The organism is Alitiscatomonas aceti, assembly GCF_025567195.1.
Classification (GTDB): domain Bacteria; phylum Bacillota; class Clostridia; order Lachnospirales; family Lachnospiraceae; genus Alitiscatomonas; species Alitiscatomonas aceti.
Genome location: NZ_JAOQJF010000001.1, coordinates 21,069 through 38,633, shown reverse-complemented (window position 1 = coordinate 38,633; position 17,565 = coordinate 21,069). Strand labels below are relative to the sequence as shown.

Sequence of the window (17,565 nt, the reverse complement as noted above, 5' to 3'; positions counted from 1 at the left end):
AGTAAAAAGGAGGCTTCTTTCATGCAGAACCCAGTGGTCATAAAGGGAAATAAGGCCGGGATGACGGTGTACCTGGATCCGGCCCTTCCCTTTACAGAGCTTTTGGAGGCGGTAAAAAAGAAATTCAGGGAGACGGCCCGGTTCTGGGGCTCTGCCCAGATGACCCTGACCCTGGAGGGAAGGAGGCTGTCGCCGGAGGAGGAATTTTCTGTGGTCAACGCCATCACAGAAAATTCCGGGATCGAGATCCTGTGCCTCATCGACGCGGATGCGGAACGGATCCGCAGGTGCGAGAAGGCGTTAAATGAAAAGCTCATGGAGCTTTCTGCCAGCACGGGCCAGTTTTATAAAGGGAATCTGAGGAACGGGGACGTCCTGGAATCCGAGGCCAGCATCGTCGTCATCGGCGACGTGGACTGCGGGGCCAGGGTATCGGCCAAGGGAAACATCATTATCCTTGGGACCTTAAAGGGAACGGCCCAGGCAGGCCTGTCTGGAAACAGGAATGCCGTGGTGGTGGCCATGGAGATGGCGCCCTCCCAGGTAAGGATCTCGGATCTTGCGTTCCAGAAGGCAGAAAAGGGGCGGCTCCTGGGCTGGGGGCCCATGATGATTCTTGTCAAAAATGGGCGGATTTGTTCGGAACCCATAAAAAAGAGCTTTTTAAGTGCACTAAATTTCATTTAGGACTGGAAAATTTTCTGTTTATCATGTAAAATAGAATAGATAAGCAGTAACTGTCCTCCAGATCCTGGACGGCTGCTGCCACAACTGAATACAGGAGGATATTCTTATGAGTGAAGTCATTGTTGTTACATCCGGTAAAGGGGGTGTAGGCAAGACGACGACCTCTGCGAATGTTGGAACTGGTCTTGCCATGCTGGGGGAAAAGGTCGTACTGATCGATACCGATATCGGCCTCAGGAACTTGGACGTGGTCATGGGACTGGAAAACCGCATCGTCTACAATCTGGTGGACGTCGTGGAGGGCAACTGTCGTATGAAGCAGGCCCTTATAAAAGACAAAAGATATCCGAACCTGTTTTTACTTCCCTCTGCCCAGACCAGGGACAAGTCTTCCGTGTCCCCGGGCCAGATGAAAAAGCTGGTGGACGATCTGAGGGAGGAATTCGATTTTATTCTTCTGGACTGTCCGGCAGGGATCGAGCAGGGCTTTAAAAATGCCATTGCGGGAGCCGACAGGGCCTTTGTGGTCACTACGCCGGAGGTTTCTGCCATCCGTGATGCCGACCGGATCATCGGTCTTCTGGAGGCCAGCGAGATCACTAAGACCGATCTCATCGTCAACCGGATCCGCATGGATATGGTGCGGAGAGGCGATATGATGTCCATTGAGGATGTGACGGACATTCTGGGGATCCCGATCCTGGGAGCCATTCCCGACGACGCCCAGATCGTCGTTTCCACCAACCAGGGAGAGCCGATCGTAGGCATGAACCCATTTGCGGGACAGGCCTACCTCAATATCTGCAGACGGGTGCTTGGTCAGGAGGTACCCCTGATGGATCTTGAGAAGAGCAGGGGGATCTTTTCCAGGTTCCAGGGATTTCTTAAACGGGCCTAGGGAATGGTAAATCTGTTGGAAATCCTGACAAAGAGGAACTCCGGGACCATCGCAAAAAAGCGGCTCCAGTTTTTACTTATCTCGGACCGGGCGGGATGTACGCCGGAGATCCTTGAAATGATCAAGGACGATATGATAAAAGCCATATCAAAATACATGGAGATCGATACGGATGGGCTGGAGATCAAGATCACCCAGATGGATGGGCCCGGGACCTGTGGACGTATTCCGGTCCTCTATGCCAGCATCCCCATCCGTGTCCTCAGCACAAAGGGGACTTTTCTTTAAATGTTTTCAGAGTACAATTTCAGAAACTATAATTTCCGGCTGCTGTTTTATGTGCTGGCCCTGAATCTTGTGGGCGTTGTGGTCATAAACAGCGCCGTAGGCGGTGACAGAAGCTACGTGAACCGCCAGCTCATCGGCATGTTCGGAGGCTTGATGTTAGCCATCGCCATCTCGCTGATGGATTACCGGAAGCTGATGAAATGCTGCGCTCTGGTGTATATCGGCTGTGTGGGAATTCTCCTGGCGGTGATCGATGCGGGCCAGCTGGGCGGCTTTGGGGGCGGCTCCAGACGGTGGATCGACCTGCCTGTCATCGGCCGGTTCCAGCCCTCGGAGTTTGTGAAGATCGGACTGATCTTTTTCTTCTCCTGGTTCCTTCAGAAGAACCAGGAGAAGATCAACCGGCCATCGGTGCTGGTGACGGCGGCAGTGCTGGCGGCGGTGCCTCTGGCTCTGATCTTAAAGCAGCCGGACCTGTCCACCAGCATCGTGATCGTTTTCTTTATCCTCTGCCTGATCTATATGGCTGGGATCAGCTATAAGTGGATCGCGGGCGCCCTGGCTGTGGCGGTGCCCTCCCTGGCCCTGGTGGTCTGGCTGGCAGAACACAATATGATGCCCTTTCTGGAGCCTTATCAGATAAACCGGATCCTGGCCTTTATCAATCCCGGAAAATATGCGGAGCTGAACCTCCAGCAGGATAATTCCAAAATGGCCATCGGCTCTGGCCGTCTTTACGGAAAAGGGCTTTTTAACGACACAGCCATTTCAGTTAAAAATGGAAATTTTTTGTCAGAAGAGCATACAGACTTTATCTTTTCCGTCATCGGCGAAGAGCTGGGCTTTATCGGCTGTATGATCGTCCTGCTGCTGTTCCTCCTGTTTGTTTTTGAGTGCCTGAGGATGGCATCCAGGGCGAGGGACATGGCCGGGAGGCTGTTTTGTACTGGTATGGCGGCCCTGGTGGGATTCCAGTCCTTTACCAATATTGCAGTTGCCACCGGCGTATTTCCCAACACAGGCCTTCCACTGCCGTTCATCAGCTATGGTGTCAGCTCCCTGGCAAGTCTTTATATAGGAATAGGTATTTTACTCAATGTCGGCTTACAGCAAAGAAAATTGGAATTTTAGGAGGGAACCGTATGAATGTAGGATTGATCGCACATGATTCCAAGAAAAAACTGATGCAGAATTTCTGCATTGCTTACAAGGGTATTTTATGTAAGCACAACCTTTATGCCACCGGTACCACCGGTAAGCTGATCGAGGAGGTCACCAACTTAAACGTTCATAAATACCTGCCCGGACATCTGGGCGGAGAGCAGCAGATGGGAGCCCAGATCGAGAGCAACGATATGGACCTGGTGATCTTTTTACGGGATCCCTTATCGCCCAAGTCCCATGAGCCAGACGTCAATAAGGCCGTAAGGCTCTGTGACATCCACAACGTTCCCCTGGCTACCAACCTGGCCACGGCAGAGCTGCTCATTAAGGCCCTGGACCGGGGAGATCTGGAATGGCGGGAAATGTACAAATGATCATAGACGGAAAGCACAGACGACCCAGAGCCGTTCTTCTTGTCACAGCCCTTGTAATTCTGGTCACCGGCTGCGGGAAGAAGAGCGGCTTGGAGCATGCGTATTCGTATGACGACCGTGCCGTCCGCTTTACGGCAGAGGATGGAGATGGCCGGGCTCCCGGCTTTGCCGCTGGACTGGCCGTGCCAAAAGAAGGAGACGACAGCCCTGGAGAGGGAGAGGCGGCTCTTTCGGCCAGGGCTGCCGGAGTTTTAAGCCTGGATGGAGGAACGGCTCTTTACCAGCAGGCTCTGACAGAACGGATGAATCCGGCCAGCACCACCAAGGTCATGACGGCCATCGTGGCTTTAAAATACGGGAATCTGTCGGATCTTGTGACGGTACCGGAGGAAGCCGTCATAACGGAATCCGGCTCCTCCATGGCCGGTGTGGTCCCTGGAGACCAGATGTCCCTGGAAGACCTGCTTTACGGGCTGATGATCCCCTCGGGCAACGATGCGGCCAATGCCATTGCCGTCCATGTGGGAGGCTCCATTGAGGGCTTCGTATCCATGATGAATCAGGAGGCGGCCCGCCTGGGAGCCACGGGGACCCACTTTGTCAATGCCAACGGCCTTACGGATCCGGACCATTATACCACGGCCTACGATCTGTATCTGATGTTCCATGAGGCACTGTCCTACGATACGTTCCGGACCATCATCGGGACCCACGATCATACGGCAGTCTATATGGGCAGCGATGGAAGCCAGAAAACGGCCTCCTGGACCGTAGGGAATTATTATATGAATGGAAAGGCCGAAACGCCGGAGGGACTGGCGGTCTTTGGCGGAAAGACCGGGACAACAAAGGCGGCCGGGTACTGCCTTATTATGGGGACCAGGACAGAGGATGGGAGAGAATACGCCTCTGTGATCATGGGAGCTGACAGCCGGGCGCACCTTTATGAGGACATGACAAATATTATTTCCAAAATTGACAAATAGTCGTTGCAATTTTTAAGCAAATAGTCTATAATCATATCATAATCAAACGATTTTTTATACAAATTATATAAAATCCAAGGAGGAGATCGTTATGGTGCAGATTATCGCTGGAAAAAAAGGAAAAGGCAAAACAAAATATTTACTGGATATGGCTAACAATGCCGTAAAGGAATCCAAGGGTTCTATCGTATATTTAGATAAAAGCTCCAAGCATATGTATGAACTGAGCAACAAGATCCGTCTGATCAATGTTGCGGAGTTCCCGGTACATAGCGCTGAGGCTTTTGTTGGTTTTATCTGCGGAATCATTTCCCAGGATCATGATCTGGAGGTTATGTATCTGGACAGCTTCTTAAAGCTTGCCGGTCTGGAGGGCGAAGATATTTCTGCAACCCTGGCTGAGCTTGACCAGGTAAGTACAAAATACCATGTAAACTTTGTACTTAGCATTTCTATGGACGGAGAAGAGCTTCCTGCTTCCGCAAAGGATATGGTTCTGGTGGCCTTATAAAATAACCGCTCCTTCGTAAGAATACAAATGGCATGAACAAGAAATTGTTTATGCCATTTTTTTGGCGGAATTTCCCCAGAAACTTGAACTTTCCAGTTAATCCATATATAATAGGGAAGATATGAAAAAAGCACTCTGAACGGAGGGAGCAGTTGGCAAAAAAGAAAAAGAACAAAAAGGTGATCCGGTACCGCCGGCCCTTGAATATAAATGTGGGAATGATCATCTTCGCCCTTATCTTCGCGTACATGGCCTTTTATGTATATACGTATGTGCGGAGAGAAAAGATCGAGTTTTATGAGGTGCCTGAGGGCAGCATCGTCAACGACCAACGCCACACAGGCATTGCGTTCCGGACGGAAACTGTAAAATATACGGAGCAGGCAGGGAACGTCAATTTCTATCTGCGGGAGGGAAAAAAGGCCGCAGTGGGCACCAGGGTCTATTCGGTGGATGAGACGGGAAAGCTTTCGGAGCTTCTGGCAGAAAAGACCGACGGCTCAGTGGCCTTATCCAGGGACAACCTTACGTCTTTAAAAAAACAGCTTTCCTCCTTCAGCCAGACCTTTACGGAAAACGATTTTAAGACCGTTTACGATACCAGGTATACGCTGGATTCGGAGGTCCTGGAATACGTCAGCGTGGACGCCCTGAAAAACCTGGACAGCGTTGTGGAGGAAATGGGCGTGAACTTTGTCCAGGTAAGGGCCGACCAGTCGGGGATCGTTTCGTATATGGTGGATTCCCTGGAGGGAGTGGCTCCGAACCAGGTAACGGAGGAGATGTTCGACCGGTCTGGTTATACGAAGAATATCCTGAAATCCGGGAAGCTGGTGGGCGTGGGGGAACCGGCCTATAAGCTGGTCACTTCCAGCGACTGGTCCCTGGTCTTCCAGATGACCGAGGAGGACGCGGCTCTTTATAACGGGAAGACCTCGCTGACTGTGAAATTTGCTGGGAAGGATCTGAAGACCCCCGGCGCATTTTCCATGATCACCGGAGGGGACGGGAAGACCTACGGAAAGCTGGATTTTTCCAAATATATGGAGCAGTTCATTTCAGACCGTTTTGTGGATTTTGAGATCATCACCGAGGAGGTGACCGGGCTTAAGATCCCAAAGAGCGCCGTCACAGATGTGGAGTTTTATCTGATCCCTAAAGAATTCCTGGCCGGAGGCGGCAAGGGCTTTTTAAAGGAAACGTATACGGAAAACGGGGCTGGAGCCGTTCTTGTGTCCTGCGATATCTATAATGCAGACGATACGTATTACTATGTGGATGCCGGGGAGAACAGCGAATTTAAGCCTGGAGATTATCTGGTGAAGGAAAACTCCCAGGACCGGTACCAGATAGGGGCCAAGGCTGCGGTAACAGGAGTTTACAACATCAATAAGGGCTATACGGATTTCAGAAAGGTCGAGATCCTGACGTCCAGCGACGAGTACGACATTGTGGCCAGGGGCACGGATTACGGCCTTTCGGTCTATGACCATATTGTATTGGATGCCAGGGCTGTAAGAGCCAATGGCGTCGTCATTTATCAGTAACCGGAGGAGAATCATGTCAGTAGCAGAAAATTTAAAAACAATAAGAGAACGTGTGGACGCTGCCTGTGAACGGGCGGGAAGAAGGCCGGAGGAGGTCACTCTGATCGCGGTCAGCAAGACAAAGCCCCTGTCCATGCTCCAGGAGGCCTACGGGGCCGGAGCCAGGGATTTTGGGGAAAATAAGGTACAGGAGATCCTGGAAAAATATCCGGAGATGCCGGAGGACGCCAGATTCCATATGATCGGCCATTTGCAGACCAACAAGGTGAAGCAGGTGGTGGGAAAGACAGTTCTGATCCATTCCGTGGACAGCCTGCATCTGGCAGAAAAGATCGAACAGGAGGCGGCAAAGAGAGATCTGACCGCAGACATCCTTCTGGAGGTCAATGTGGCCAGGGAGGAGAGTAAGTTTGGCCTGATGCTGGAGGAGGTGATCCCCCTTCTGGAAGAGGTAAAAAACCTCCCTCACGTCCGGGTAAGGGGACTTATGACCATCGCTCCCAATGTCGAAAATCCAGAAGAAAATCGAAAACATTTTAAGAAATTATATCAATTATATGTTGACATCAAAAGTAAAAACATTGATAATGGTACCATGAGTGTGCTTTCTATGGGCATGACCGGTGATTTTGAGGTCGCTGTGGAAGAAGGAGCCACCATGATAAGAGTAGGGACCGGTATTTTTGGTTCCAGACAGATTGGAGAGAAGAAAGAATGAGTTTCCTGAACAAACTGATGGATTCTATGCGGTTAAGCGAAGACAGTGATGACGATTACTTCTTAGATGACGACTATGAGGATGACGATAAACCTGCGAAAAAGGGATTGTTCAAGAAGGACAGCTACGAGGACGATTATGACGAGCCGGAGGTACAGAAACCCAGGTTCCTGCCAAGAGCCACATCCAATAACAAGGTGGTTCCCATGCGCAGGGGGATGGAGGTTTCCCTGATCAAGCCAACATCCCTGGAGGACGCCAGAGAGATCTGTGATTATCTTCTGGCCGGAAAGGCTGTGGTCCTCAATATGGAGGGGATCCACACGGAGACAGCCCAGAGGATCATCGACTTTACCTCTGGAGCCACCTATTCCATGGACGGAAATCTTCAGAAGATATCCAATTACATATTTATCGCAACCCCGCAGTCTGTTGAGCTTTCCGGAGACTTCCAGGATCTGCTTTCCGGCGGAAACATCGACGTGTCCGGTCTCAATATCCACTTATAGGATGACCATGGAAAAAGAAGAACAGCTTTTCAGAAAAAGAGTCCTGGAGCTGGCGGAGCTGTGTTTCCACAGAGACATGCCCTCCAATACGGATTTCCTGAATTTAAATGAGCAGACAATTTTCCAGAGCATTTCTGGCACGCTGCCGCCGGTGAGATACGTTCTCGCCGGCGGCTTCCCAGGGGCAGAAAGGAAGGTTGTCTGTTTTCTTCCATCCTACGAGGAGGAGCTGGAGGACCCGCCCTTTGAATGCCTGCGGATCTCGGCCCGGAATAAAAAGTTTTCCGGGGAGCTGACCCACCGGGATTTCCTGGGGGCCCTGATGAACCTGGGAATCGAGAGGGCTATGATCGGGGATATCGTGGTAAAGGACCTGGACGGATATGTGATGGTCCTGAAAAAGATCAGCCGCTACGTGCTGGAGAATCTGGATACGGTGGGCCGCACAGCTGTGGAGGCTGCGGTCTGGGAGGGGGCAGAAGAGCTCCTGGAGCCGGAATATGAAGAGGTGGCGGGAACGGTGAGCTCCGTGCGCCTGGATGCCATTGTGGCCCTCTGCGGCCGCGTATCCAGAACGAAGGCTGCCGGTCTGATCGCCGGAGAGAAGGTTTTTATCAACGGCCAGGCTGTTCTTTCTCCCTCCCGTCAGATGGAGCCCGGAGAGATCCTGTCCATCCGCGGTGTGGGAAAATTCCTCTTTTCAAGGAACGGAGGACAGACGAAAAAGGGGCGGATCTCCGTCACGTTCTTAAAATACCGATGAAGACAGAAGGAGGAACTATCATGGCGGTTTTAGAAATGGAAGAGGGAAGGATGCAGGTATGCCGGGATGGAGCTCCCATCTACGACATCGTCCTGGAGGACAGCTTTGACCGTCTCCCGGAGGAAATGGAAAGGCTGGGAAGCCAGGGGAGAAAGCTCTGTATCGTTACAGACTCCAACGTGGCTCCCCTGTATCTGGAGGCGGTGGAAAAGCTCCTTTCCGGATGCTTCAGCCAGGTGACGTCCTACGTTTTTCCCGCAGGCGAGGAGCATAAAAACCTGGATACGGTGAAGCGCGTTTACGAACACCTGATCCAGAACCGATTTGATCGGAAGGACTGGCTGGCGGCCCTTGGAGGCGGCGTCACAGGCGACCTGTGCGGATTTACTGCGGCCACCTATTTAAGAGGCGTGGACTTTATCCAGATCCCCACCACCCTGCTTTCCCAGGTGGATTCCAGCATCGGCGGAAAGACAGGCGTGGATTTTGACTGCTATAAAAACATGGTGGGTGCTTTCCATATGCCGAAGCTGGTGTATGCCAATGTGTCGGCTTTAAAGACCCTGCCTCCGGAGCAGTTTTCCGCCGGTATGGGCGAGGTCATCAAGCATGGGCTGATCCGGGACCGGGAGTATTATGAGTGGATCCTGGAAAATAAGGAGGCAGTCCGGAACCGTGAGCTTTCTGTATGCCGGAGGCTGATCTGCGGGAGCAACCGGATCAAGCGGCAGGTGGTGGAGGCCGATCCCACCGAGCAGAACGAGCGGGCCGTTTTAAATTTCGGCCATACCCTGGGCCATGCAGTGGAAAAATTAAAGGATTTTTCCATGCTCCATGGCCACTGTGTTGCCCTGGGAGCCCTGGCGGCCCTGGATATCTGTGTGAAGCGGGGAATGGTGCCGGAGGCAGAGGCTGACCGGTACAGGGAGACCATGGAATACTTTGATATGCCTGTATCCGTAGGCGGCCTTACAAAAGAGGCTGTGGTGGCGGCTACAAAGAATGATAAGAAAATGGAGGCCGGGGTCATCAAGTTCATCCTTCTGGACCGCCTGGGCCACGCCTATGTGGACCGGACTGTGACCGACGAGGAAATGAAGGACGCTCTGGACGCTGTTATGGAGCGTCCGGGAGAAAAATAATCCTGCCCCGGGATTTCAGATAAGGAGAATGACATGAACAGCTTGTGGAAACGGTATGGGCTTTTCGGTCTCCTGACGGCCCTGGCGGTGGGACTGGACCAGTGGACGAAACGGCTGGCTGTGGAGAATTTAATGGGGAACGGCCCCTTTGTGATCTGGGATGGAGTATTTGAGCTTTTGTATTCGGAAAACCGGGGGGCAGCCTTCGGGATCCTTCAGGGAAAGCACGCCTTCTTTTTCCTGGTGGCTGCGGCGGTGATCGTTGTGGTCCTTCTGTTCCTTTACCGGATGCCATGGAGCCGGCGGTATATGCCGCTGTATTTTTCCATGGTGCTCCTGACCTCCGGGGCCGTGGGAAATATGATCGACCGGGCCGTCCAGGGATATGTGGTGGACTTCCTCTATTTCAGTCTCATTGATTTCCCGATCTTTAACGTGGCAGACTGCTACGTGGTGACTGCGGCCGTCCTTCTGGTCCTTCTGACTGGCTTTTACTATAAGGAAGGGGAGCTGGACTTCTTTTCCGGGAAGGAGAAGGCTAGGTGAAGAAAGAGATCTTTGTGACGGAGGAGGCCTCCGGCGACCGGGTCGATAAATTTTTGTCGGAGCAGTGTGAGGAATATTCCCGTTCCTTTCTCCAGAAGCTCATGAAATCCGGCGGCGTTTTTGCAGACGGCCGTCCGGTAAAGGCCAGTTATAGGGTATCGGAAGGCGACCGGCTGACCTTTGAGGTGCCGGAGGCGGTGGAGCCGGAGATCCTGGCTGAAAACATCCCCCTGGATATCCTTTATGAGGACCGCGATGTGATCCTGGTGAATAAGCCCAAGGGCATGGTGGTCCATCCGGCGGCCGGGCATTATACGGGCACGCTTGTAAACGCTTTGATGTACCACTGCCGGGAGGATCTGTCCGGGATCAACGGCGTCCTGCGTCCTGGGATCGTCCACCGCATTGACATGGATACCACTGGTGTCCTCATCGCCTGCAAGAATGACCAGGCCCACAATTCCATTGCCGCCCAGCTGAAGGAGCATTCCATAACCAGACGGTACCAGGCCATTGTCCATGGAGTGGTGAAGGAGGACGAGGGTGTCGTAGACGCCCCCATTGGCCGCCATCCCCAGGACAGGAAAAAAATGTGCATCAACCACCAGAACGGCAAGTCTGCGGTGACCCATTACCGGGTGCTGAAGCGCTTTTCGGGCTTTACCCATATTGAGTGCCGTTTGGAAACCGGCCGTACCCATCAGATCCGTGTCCATATGGCGAGCCTGGGACACCCTCTGCTGGGAGACCAGGTCTATGGACCGGCCAGGTGCCCGTATAAGCTCCAGGGCCAGACCCTTCATGCCGGGATCCTGGGCTTCATCCATCCCACGACAGGAGCGTATATGGAATTTACGGCCCCGCTTCCGGAATATTTTAAACACCTTCTGGAGGTCCTTCCGGGAGCGTAGCCGAGACAGGATATGGCTGGCAGGGACCGTTTTACGGACAGGGAGTGGGGGAGCCGCGGAAGGCATCTGCCTGGAAATGCGGGAAACAAATACTTGACAAATCCCCAGCAAGTGCTATACTAGTGCATAAGTTCAAACAGCAACACGAAGACAGGAAGAGTAAGCTTTAGGAAATGTCCAGAGAGGAGCGCCCTGTGCTGAAAGCGCTTTACAGGACCTTTGGCTGAAGACCGCCCTGGAGTGTCCCTTAATCGGGAACGGTGATTCCGTTATCATCAGAAATAAGAGGTATGGGCCTTATATACGGCTCGTGCTAGCAGGGTGGAACCGCGGGTAAACTCGTCCCTTGCCATAGACAGAACGTCTGTGGCAGGGGATTTTTTATGTTATAAGCAAGTACACCCTATGACATAAAAAGCGGGTGCCTGTTTTCCATATATTGAAAAGGAGAGATACAATGAAAGTTACACTGAAGGACGGCTCTGTAAAAGAGTACGCACAGCCCATGGCTGTCATTGACATTGCAAAAGATATCAGCGAAGGCCTGGCAAGAATGGCCTGTGTGGCAGAGATCAATGGGGAAGAGGCAGATCTGAGGACTGTGGTGGATTCTGACTGCCAGTTAAATATCCTGACTGCCAAGGACGCCGAGGGCCTGGCAGCCCTCCGCCATACAGCCAGCCACGTGATGGCCCAGGCCATTAAGCGTTTATGGCCCGATACGAAGCTGGCCATCGGTCCGTCCATTGCCGATGGCTTCTATTATGATGTGGATCCGGTGAATCCCATTACTGCTGACGATCTGGAAAAGATCGAGGCTGAAATGAAGAAGATCATCAAGGAGGCCCTGCCGCTGGAGCGCTTCGAGCTCCCCAGAGCCGAGGCCATCGCCCTTATGAAGGAGAAGGACGAGCCCTATAAGGTGGAACTGATCGAGGACCTTCCCGAGGATTCCGTTATCAGCTTCTATAAGCAGGGCGAATTTACAGACCTGTGCGCCGGCCCCCATCTGATGACCACAAAGGAGATCGGCAAGGCGTTCAAGCTCATGAACATTGCAGGCGCTTACTGGCGCGGCAGTGAAAAAAATAAGATGCTCACAAGGATCTATGCCACTGCCTTTCAGAAAAAAGAGGATCTGGAGGCCTATGTGACCATGATGGAGGAGGCCAAAAAGCGTGACCACAGAAAGCTGGGCCGCGAGCTGGGCCTGTTCATGATGCATGAGGCTGGTCCGGGCTTCCCGTTCTTCCTTCCCAAGGGAATGATCTTAAAGAACACACTGCTGGATTACTGGCGTGAGATCCATAAGAAGGCCGGTTATGTGGAAATCTCCTCCCCGATCATCATGAACAGGAAGCTCTGGGAGAATTCCGGTCACTGGGATCATTACAAGGACAACATGTATACGACGGTCATTGATGACGAGGATTATGCCGTAAAGCCCATGAACTGTCCGGGCGGTATTCTTGTATATGCGTCTGAGCCCCGTTCCTACCGGGATCTTCCCATCCGTATGGGAGAGATCGGTCTGGTACACCGCCACGAAAAATCCGGCCAGCTCCATGGCCTCATGCGTGTGCGCTGCTTCAACCAGGACGATGCCCATATTTTCATGATGCCGGAGCAGATCCGCGATGAGATCAAGGGCGTGGCCCAGCTCATCGACAGCGTATACAAGCTGTTCGGCTTTGAGTATCATGTGGAGCTGTCCACAAGACCGGAGGACTCCATGGGAAGCGACGAGGACTGGGAGATGGCTACAAGTGCGCTCCAGGGCGCCCTGGATGATCTTGGCCTGAACTATGTGGTCAACGAGGGTGACGGCGCCTTCTATGGTCCCAAGATCGACTTCCATCTGGTTGACTGCATCGGAAGGACCTGGCAGTGCGGAACCATCCAGCTGGATTTCCAGATGCCCCAGAGATTTAACCTGGAGTACATCGGTGCGGATGGAGAGAAGCACAGACCCATCATGATCCACCGTGTGGCCTTTGGCTCTGTGGAGCGTTTCATCGGTATCCTCATCGAGCATTTTGCCGGTGCATTCCCCACCTGGCTGGCTCCGGTACAGGTAAAGGTGCTTCCCATCTCTGAGAAGTATGAGGAATACGCAAAGTCCGTAAAGGCCCAGCTGGATGAGGCCGGGATCCGCGCAGAGATCGATCTCCGCTCTGAGAAGATCGGCTACAAGATCCGCGAGGCCCAGACCCAGAAGATCCCCTATATGCTGGTCGTAGGACAGAAGGAGGAGGCCGACGGTACGGTTTCCGTAAGAAGCCGCTTCAAGGGAGACGAGGGCTCCAGGGAGCTTTCCAGCTTTATCTCTGATGTGAAAGAGGAGATTGCCGGAAGAGTGAACCGGCCGGTGGAAGTGGAGAAGAAAGAGAATTAGACCGGTCAATAAAAATAAGGCGCTGCAAGGGATCGAAATTTCCCTTTGCAGCGCCATGTTTTTTTATTTGGCGGAAGGATCCGAAGGGCCGCCTGGAGGAGTTCCACCAGGGCGGAGATCATCCAGCTTTTTCTTTGGCTTTTCGTCCTTTTTCCCTTTCTCACCAGAAGAGTTTCTTCCTATATTATACCGGATCCCTGCGGCTGCCGCGGCAAACACCAGGATCACCGGGAGCCAGATGGGAAGAGTGGAGGCGACCAGGACGAACAGGTCCACGACTGCTGTTTTTACAGAGGTAAGATTTCGTTTGAAGCCATCCTGGATCCGTGTTCCAACAGACTGGGAACCTGTGGGCGTATAAACGGCCACCTCAGAGATATGGATGGATACGGTGCTGTAATCCACCTGGTTGTCATAGAGTTTCAGCTGGGATTCCATGGATTCCAGCTGATACCGGATCTCTGACAGCCGCTCCTCCAGTGCAATGACAGCCTCCAGGGTATCGGCCTTTTCCAGGAGCGCCCAGATCCGTTCCTGCTCTGTGGTCAAAGTCTTTTTCCGGCTTTCCAGGTCACTGTACTGGAGGGTCACATCGGTGGCGGTTTCCGACCGCTCAGTTACATTGGCCTGGTCCTCCACCACCTGGAGAAAGGAGTCCAGCTGATCTGCCGGGATCCGGGCAGTGATAGAGGCGTGCCGCCTGGAGGGACGGCTGTCGCGCTGGATGCTGCTGCCCGAAACATCGGACTGCTCCACATAGCCGGAAAGAGAGGCGACCTGCTCATGGATGGATCTTAAGAGGCCCTCAAAATCCTCGGTCTCAGCCCAGAGGTCCACGTTCCGGATCAGCTTTCGACCGGCCGTTTGTGGGGAGGAGAGAGAAGCCGGACTTGTAAGGCTGTCTCCGCCTTCTGTTACAGTTTCACCTTGCGTGTCTCCGGCGGCTGCCGCTGTTTCCATGACCGTTTCCGCCTCGTTTTTTCCGCCGGCCGCACTGGCTCCGCAGGCTGTAAGGCCCAGGCATAAGGCGATGACCATGGGAAGAAGCACAGATGCGGAAAATCTCGATGATCGTTTCTTTTTCATAAAACCATTCCCTTCAAAAATACATCGTCCATTTTGTTGATTTCAGATTATCATATAAAGAGAGAAGATTCAATGTATGTAAGAAAAAATTCAGAAAAATGTCATCTAAAATGGCTTTTCAATATCATATTCGTTGATCTTGTTGAAAATCTGGCGGGTACTCAGGGAAAGCTCCCGGGAAGCAGCGGAAATATTCCAGTCGGTCTGGCGAAGGGCCCACTCCAGATATTCTTTTTCGCTCCGCCTTTTAAATTCTTTCCAGGTGACCAGCTGGTGGGCTGAATAGGTGGTGACGGGCGTCATGCGTTTCAGGTTATAGAGGATCGGGATTCCCTCCGTGGTGATCACATGATCCTGGGAGAGAACCACCATCCGGTCCAGAGTGTTTTTTAATTCTCTGACGTTCCCAGGATAATCATAATTCATAAGGAACTCCCACACCTTATCCTCGATCCGGTCGATGCGGATCCCGTTTTCCTCCTGGGCTTTTTTCAGCAGAAAATGGATCATTCCTTCCAGATCCTCCTTCCTTTCCCTTAAAGGCGGGATCCGGATCACAATGGTGCTGATCCGGTAGAAGAAATCCTCGCGGAATTCGCCGTTGATGACCTTGGTGGGAAGATCCCGGCTGGTGGCTGCGATCAGGCGGAAATCCAGAACCTTCTTATTATTTCCGCCCAGACGCTCGATCTCCTTGGTCTCGATGGCCCGCAGAAGCTTTACCTGGGTGGTCATGCTGACGTCGCCGATGGCATCCAGGAAGAGAGTTCCGTGGTCGGCCAGCTCGAATTTTCCCACCCGGCGGCGGATGGTGTCGGAAAAGATCCCCGGCTCCACGCCGAAAAGCTCCGGCTCCAGCAGGGATTCTGTATAGGCGTTGCAGTTGACAGCGATAAAGGGCTTGTCGGACCGCCGGCTTAAGGCGTGGATATACTGGGCGGCCACATCCTTTCCGGTTCCGGATTCCCCGATCAGGAGAACGTTGGCATTGGAGGCGGCCACCCGCTTGCAGTCCAGGAGCGTTCTTGCATAGGAGGGGGATTTTGTCTCCATATAGTATGCGGAATTAAAGGTTTTATTGTCCATGATCCGGCCTTTCTGTACAAAATATTCAATAATTGTCCAATCATGATACAATTATATATGAAATGTTTTTCAAAATCAAGAAATAAATTTCATACACAAGGAAAAAAAATTAAGAAAAAAACTTCATACCCCTTTTCTTTTGGAAAGAAATGTGGTACATTCTATATATAGGAAATATCAATACAAGGTATTCCTATGATTAATAAATAAAATGGTTGAAACAGGAAATTCCTGTATCAATAAAGGGTGAGGGAAAAATGTATCGGATTATTACAAATAACCAGATGTGTCTGGTAAAATACGGTGACCAGATACAGGTGGAATACCTGGATGGACAGAGTTATATGGACGTACTCGTGAAAGTCCGGGATTATATCCAGAATGGCTGGTGTTTGGAAACGCATCCGATGACGGGAAGCCTGAAGCCCAATCAGACTCCTTATAAATCTGTGATGGTATCTGACCGTCCTGTGGACAAAGAAGAATTCTACCAGCAGGAGATCACCATTGAAAATGGAATCACGGCTTGCCGTAAGTTCCAGTCGATCCGGAAGACTCCGGACTGGCCGCAGAACCTCCTGGAAGATTTCCAGGCAGTGGATCTGTCACTGATCGAGGGAGCGATTCAAAAAATCTTGTAGTTTTTAAGAAAGCGGGGTAAGCGTAAACAATGAAACTCGAATTAGGAATCATTCCGATTAACGACATTCAGTTTGGAGCTGAATCCAAGGTGGAAAACGGTACCATCTATGTGAATGCCGACGAGTTGAAAGCCCTTATTCTTGAGGACGAGAACCTGAAATCCGTTGAGCTTGATATCGCAAGACCTGGCGAGAGCGTTCGTATCATGCCGGTTAAAGACGTTATCGAGCCCCGTGTAAAAGTAAGCGGTGAGGGTGCTATGTTCCCGGGAATGATCTCCAAGGTAGCTCCTGTGGGAAGCGGACGTACAAACGTACTTCGCGGCAGCGCAGTTGTTACAACTGGTAAGATCGTGGGCTTCCAGGAAGGTATCATCGACATGACAGGAGAGGGATCCAAATACACACCATTCTCCAAACTCAACAACCTTGTAGTTGTTTGTGAGCCGATCGATGGACTTGCAAAGCATGCACATGAGAAGGCTGTTCGTATGGCCGGATTAAAGACTGCCGATTATATCGGTAAGCTGGCAAAAGATATCGTAGCAGAAGAGGTTGAGACTTTCGAGACTGTTTCTGTTAAAGAAGGTATCGAGAAGTGGCCGGAGCTGCCGAGAGTTGGCTATGTTCTTATGTTACAGAGCCAGGGTCTTATGCATGATACATATGTGTACGGTGTTGACGCAAAGCAGTCCCTGTCCACAATCATCATGCCGACAGAGATCATGGACGGTGCGATCGTAAGCGGTAACTGTGTATCTGCCTGCGACAAGAACACAACCTACCACCATCTGAATAACCCGGTAATCAGAGATCTGTTTGCCCAGCATGGAAAGACTTTAAACTTCGTTGGCGTTATCATCACCAACGAGAATGTATATCTGGCAGATAAGATGCGTTCTTCTGACTGGTCCTCCAAACTTTGCGAGTGGCTTGGCTTAGACGGCGCTATCGTATCTCAGGAAGGTTTCGGTAACCCGGATACTGACCTGATCATGAACTGCAAGAAGATCGAGGGCAAGGGCGTTAAGACTGTAATCATCACAGATGAGTACGCAGGCCGCGACGGCGCTTCCCAGTCTTTAGCAGACGCTGATGCTGCAGCTAACGCTGTTGTAACAGGCGGTAACGCAAATGAAGTGATCCACCTTCCGAAGATGGACAAGGTAATCGGATATCCGGAAGTTGCGGATATCATTGCCGGCGGTTTCGATGGCAGCCTTCAGGCTGACGGTTCCATCGTCGCTGAGCTTCAGGTTATCACAGGTGCAACAAACGAGATGGGCTTCAATCCGTTAAGTGCCAGATAATAG

Annotated in this window: 19 protein-coding genes; 17 read left to right on the top strand and 2 right to left on the bottom strand. The window is 51.9% G+C overall.

The window, feature by feature from the left end; translation table 11 throughout:
* Nucleotides 1–21 precede the first annotated feature (21 nt).
* From OCV69_RS00220 to thrS, 15 genes are all read left to right on the top strand, one after another.
* Entirely contained in the window at nt 22–687 is a 666-nt protein-coding gene (locus OCV69_RS00220; RefSeq protein ID WP_022274606.1) for a septum site-determining protein MinC, read from the top strand.
* A 106-nt stretch (nt 688–793) separates the two neighbouring features.
* Complete coding sequence (gene minD, locus OCV69_RS00215) at nt 794–1,585, top strand: septum site-determining protein MinD (protein WP_022274605.1); 792 nt, start codon at nt 794–796, stop codon at nt 1,583–1,585.
* A gap of 3 nt (nt 1,586–1,588) precedes the next feature.
* Nucleotides 1,589–1,873, top strand: coding sequence for a cell division topological specificity factor MinE (minE, locus tag OCV69_RS00210; protein ID WP_158356894.1), 285 nt, complete (start codon nt 1,589–1,591; stop codon nt 1,871–1,873).
* Entirely contained in the window at nt 1,874–3,004 is a 1,131-nt protein-coding gene (locus OCV69_RS00205; RefSeq protein ID WP_158356893.1) for an FtsW/RodA/SpoVE family cell cycle protein, read from the top strand.
* Between the two features lie 11 nt (nt 3,005–3,015).
* A complete protein-coding gene (locus OCV69_RS00200) occupies nt 3,016–3,411 on the top strand; it encodes a methylglyoxal synthase (protein ID WP_022274602.1) in 396 nt (131 codons plus the stop codon).
* Nucleotides 3,390–4,397 (top strand): D-alanyl-D-alanine carboxypeptidase family protein, encoded by a 1,008-nt coding sequence (locus OCV69_RS00195; RefSeq protein ID WP_158356892.1) that lies wholly within the window; start codon nt 3,390–3,392, stop codon nt 4,395–4,397. The genes OCV69_RS00200 and OCV69_RS00195 overlap by 22 nt, the downstream gene beginning before the upstream one ends.
* Nucleotides 4,398–4,488: 91 nt before the next feature.
* Entirely contained in the window at nt 4,489–4,908 is a 420-nt protein-coding gene (locus OCV69_RS00190) for a hypothetical protein (protein ID WP_022274600.1), read from the top strand.
* A 152-nt stretch (nt 4,909–5,060) separates the two neighbouring features.
* Nucleotides 5,061–6,455: a biotin/lipoyl attachment domain-containing protein gene (locus OCV69_RS00185; RefSeq protein ID WP_158356891.1), complete on the top strand. Its 1,395-nt coding sequence runs from the start codon at nt 5,061–5,063 to the stop codon at nt 6,453–6,455.
* A 13-nt stretch (nt 6,456–6,468) separates the two neighbouring features.
* Complete coding sequence (locus tag OCV69_RS00180; RefSeq protein ID WP_158356890.1) at nt 6,469–7,173, top strand: YggS family pyridoxal phosphate-dependent enzyme; 705 nt, start codon at nt 6,469–6,471, stop codon at nt 7,171–7,173.
* Nucleotides 7,170–7,682, top strand: a complete 513-nt coding sequence (locus tag OCV69_RS00175; protein ID WP_022274597.1) for a cell division protein SepF — start codon at nt 7,170–7,172, stop codon at nt 7,680–7,682. The genes OCV69_RS00180 and OCV69_RS00175 overlap by 4 nt, the downstream gene beginning before the upstream one ends.
* A 7-nt stretch (nt 7,683–7,689) precedes the next feature.
* Nucleotides 7,690–8,445 carry a YlmH family RNA-binding protein gene (locus OCV69_RS00170; protein ID WP_158356889.1) on the top strand — a complete coding sequence of 252 codons (756 nt, stop codon included), beginning with the start codon at nt 7,690–7,692 and terminating at the stop codon, nt 8,443–8,445.
* 20 nt (nt 8,446–8,465) lie between these two features.
* The gene (aroB, locus tag OCV69_RS00165) at nt 8,466–9,587 is read left to right on the top strand and encodes a 3-dehydroquinate synthase (protein ID WP_252207867.1); all 1,122 of its coding nucleotides are present in this window, start codon (nt 8,466–8,468) and stop codon (nt 9,585–9,587) included.
* A gap of 33 nt (nt 9,588–9,620) precedes the next feature.
* Entirely contained in the window at nt 9,621–10,133 is a 513-nt protein-coding gene (gene lspA / locus OCV69_RS00160; RefSeq protein ID WP_022274594.1) for a signal peptidase II, read from the top strand.
* A complete protein-coding gene (locus OCV69_RS00155) occupies nt 10,130–11,044 on the top strand; it encodes an RluA family pseudouridine synthase (RefSeq protein ID WP_158356888.1) in 915 nt (304 codons plus the stop codon). Before lspA ends, OCV69_RS00155 begins: the two co-directional genes overlap by 4 nt.
* Nucleotides 11,045–11,501: 457 nt before the next feature.
* Complete coding sequence (gene thrS, locus OCV69_RS00150; RefSeq protein WP_158356887.1) at nt 11,502–13,439, top strand: threonine--tRNA ligase; 1,938 nt, start codon at nt 11,502–11,504, stop codon at nt 13,437–13,439.
* A 63-nt stretch (nt 13,440–13,502) separates the two neighbouring features.
* Here thrS and OCV69_RS00145 read toward each other — a convergent pair whose 3' ends face one another.
* Together OCV69_RS00145 and OCV69_RS00140 are read right to left on the bottom strand one after the other, a co-directional pair.
* Complete coding sequence (locus OCV69_RS00145) at nt 13,503–14,525, bottom strand: DUF4349 domain-containing protein (protein ID WP_158356886.1); 1,023 nt, start codon at nt 14,523–14,525, stop codon at nt 13,503–13,505.
* Nucleotides 14,526–14,630: 105 nt separating this feature from the next.
* Nucleotides 14,631–15,611, bottom strand: coding sequence for a sigma-54 interaction domain-containing protein (locus tag OCV69_RS00140; protein ID WP_022274590.1), 981 nt, complete (start codon nt 15,609–15,611; stop codon nt 14,631–14,633).
* A 257-nt stretch (nt 15,612–15,868) separates the two neighbouring features.
* Between OCV69_RS00140 and OCV69_RS00135 the strand changes: the two genes are divergently transcribed.
* Both OCV69_RS00135 and OCV69_RS00130 read left to right on the top strand, forming a co-directional pair.
* Nucleotides 15,869–16,252 (top strand): GrdX family protein, encoded by a 384-nt coding sequence (locus tag OCV69_RS00135; RefSeq protein WP_022274589.1) that lies wholly within the window; start codon nt 15,869–15,871, stop codon nt 16,250–16,252.
* A 29-nt stretch (nt 16,253–16,281) separates the two neighbouring features.
* Nucleotides 16,282–17,562 (top strand): glycine/sarcosine/betaine reductase component B subunit, encoded by a 1,281-nt coding sequence (locus OCV69_RS00130; RefSeq protein WP_158356885.1) that lies wholly within the window; start codon nt 16,282–16,284, stop codon nt 17,560–17,562.
* Nucleotides 17,563–17,565 lie beyond the last annotated feature (3 nt).

Bases quoted from the DNA above. Each gene is read 5' to 3' on its own strand.
- OCV69_RS00220 (WP_022274606.1), top strand. From the start codon at position 22: ATGCAGAACCCAGTGGTCATAAAGGGAAATAAGGCCGGGATGACGGTG.
- minD (WP_022274605.1), top strand. From the start codon at position 794: ATGAGTGAAGTCATTGTTGTTACATCCGGTAAAGGGGGTGTAGGCAAG.
- minE (WP_158356894.1), top strand. From the start codon at position 1,589: ATGGTAAATCTGTTGGAAATCCTGACAAAGAGGAACTCCGGGACCATC.
- OCV69_RS00205 (WP_158356893.1), top strand. From the start codon at position 1,874: ATGTTTTCAGAGTACAATTTCAGAAACTATAATTTCCGGCTGCTGTTT.
- OCV69_RS00200 (WP_022274602.1), top strand. From the start codon at position 3,016: ATGAATGTAGGATTGATCGCACATGATTCCAAGAAAAAACTGATGCAG.
- OCV69_RS00195 (WP_158356892.1), top strand. From the start codon at position 3,390: ATGGCGGGAAATGTACAAATGATCATAGACGGAAAGCACAGACGACCC.
- OCV69_RS00190 (WP_022274600.1), top strand. From the start codon at position 4,489: ATGGTGCAGATTATCGCTGGAAAAAAAGGAAAAGGCAAAACAAAATAT.
- OCV69_RS00180 (WP_158356890.1), top strand. From the start codon at position 6,469: ATGTCAGTAGCAGAAAATTTAAAAACAATAAGAGAACGTGTGGACGCT.
- OCV69_RS00175 (WP_022274597.1), top strand. From the start codon at position 7,170: ATGAGTTTCCTGAACAAACTGATGGATTCTATGCGGTTAAGCGAAGAC.
- OCV69_RS00170 (WP_158356889.1), top strand. From the start codon at position 7,690: ATGGAAAAAGAAGAACAGCTTTTCAGAAAAAGAGTCCTGGAGCTGGCG.
- aroB (WP_252207867.1), top strand. From the start codon at position 8,466: ATGGCGGTTTTAGAAATGGAAGAGGGAAGGATGCAGGTATGCCGGGAT.
- lspA (WP_022274594.1), top strand. From the start codon at position 9,621: ATGAACAGCTTGTGGAAACGGTATGGGCTTTTCGGTCTCCTGACGGCC.
- thrS (WP_158356887.1), top strand. From the start codon at position 11,502: ATGAAAGTTACACTGAAGGACGGCTCTGTAAAAGAGTACGCACAGCCC.
- OCV69_RS00145 (WP_158356886.1), bottom strand. From the start codon at position 14,525: ATGAAAAAGAAACGATCATCGAGATTTTCCGCATCTGTGCTTCTTCCC.
- OCV69_RS00140 (WP_022274590.1), bottom strand. From the start codon at position 15,611: ATGGACAATAAAACCTTTAATTCCGCATACTATATGGAGACAAAATCC.
- OCV69_RS00135 (WP_022274589.1), top strand. From the start codon at position 15,869: ATGTATCGGATTATTACAAATAACCAGATGTGTCTGGTAAAATACGGT.
- OCV69_RS00130 (WP_158356885.1), top strand. From the start codon at position 16,282: ATGAAACTCGAATTAGGAATCATTCCGATTAACGACATTCAGTTTGGA.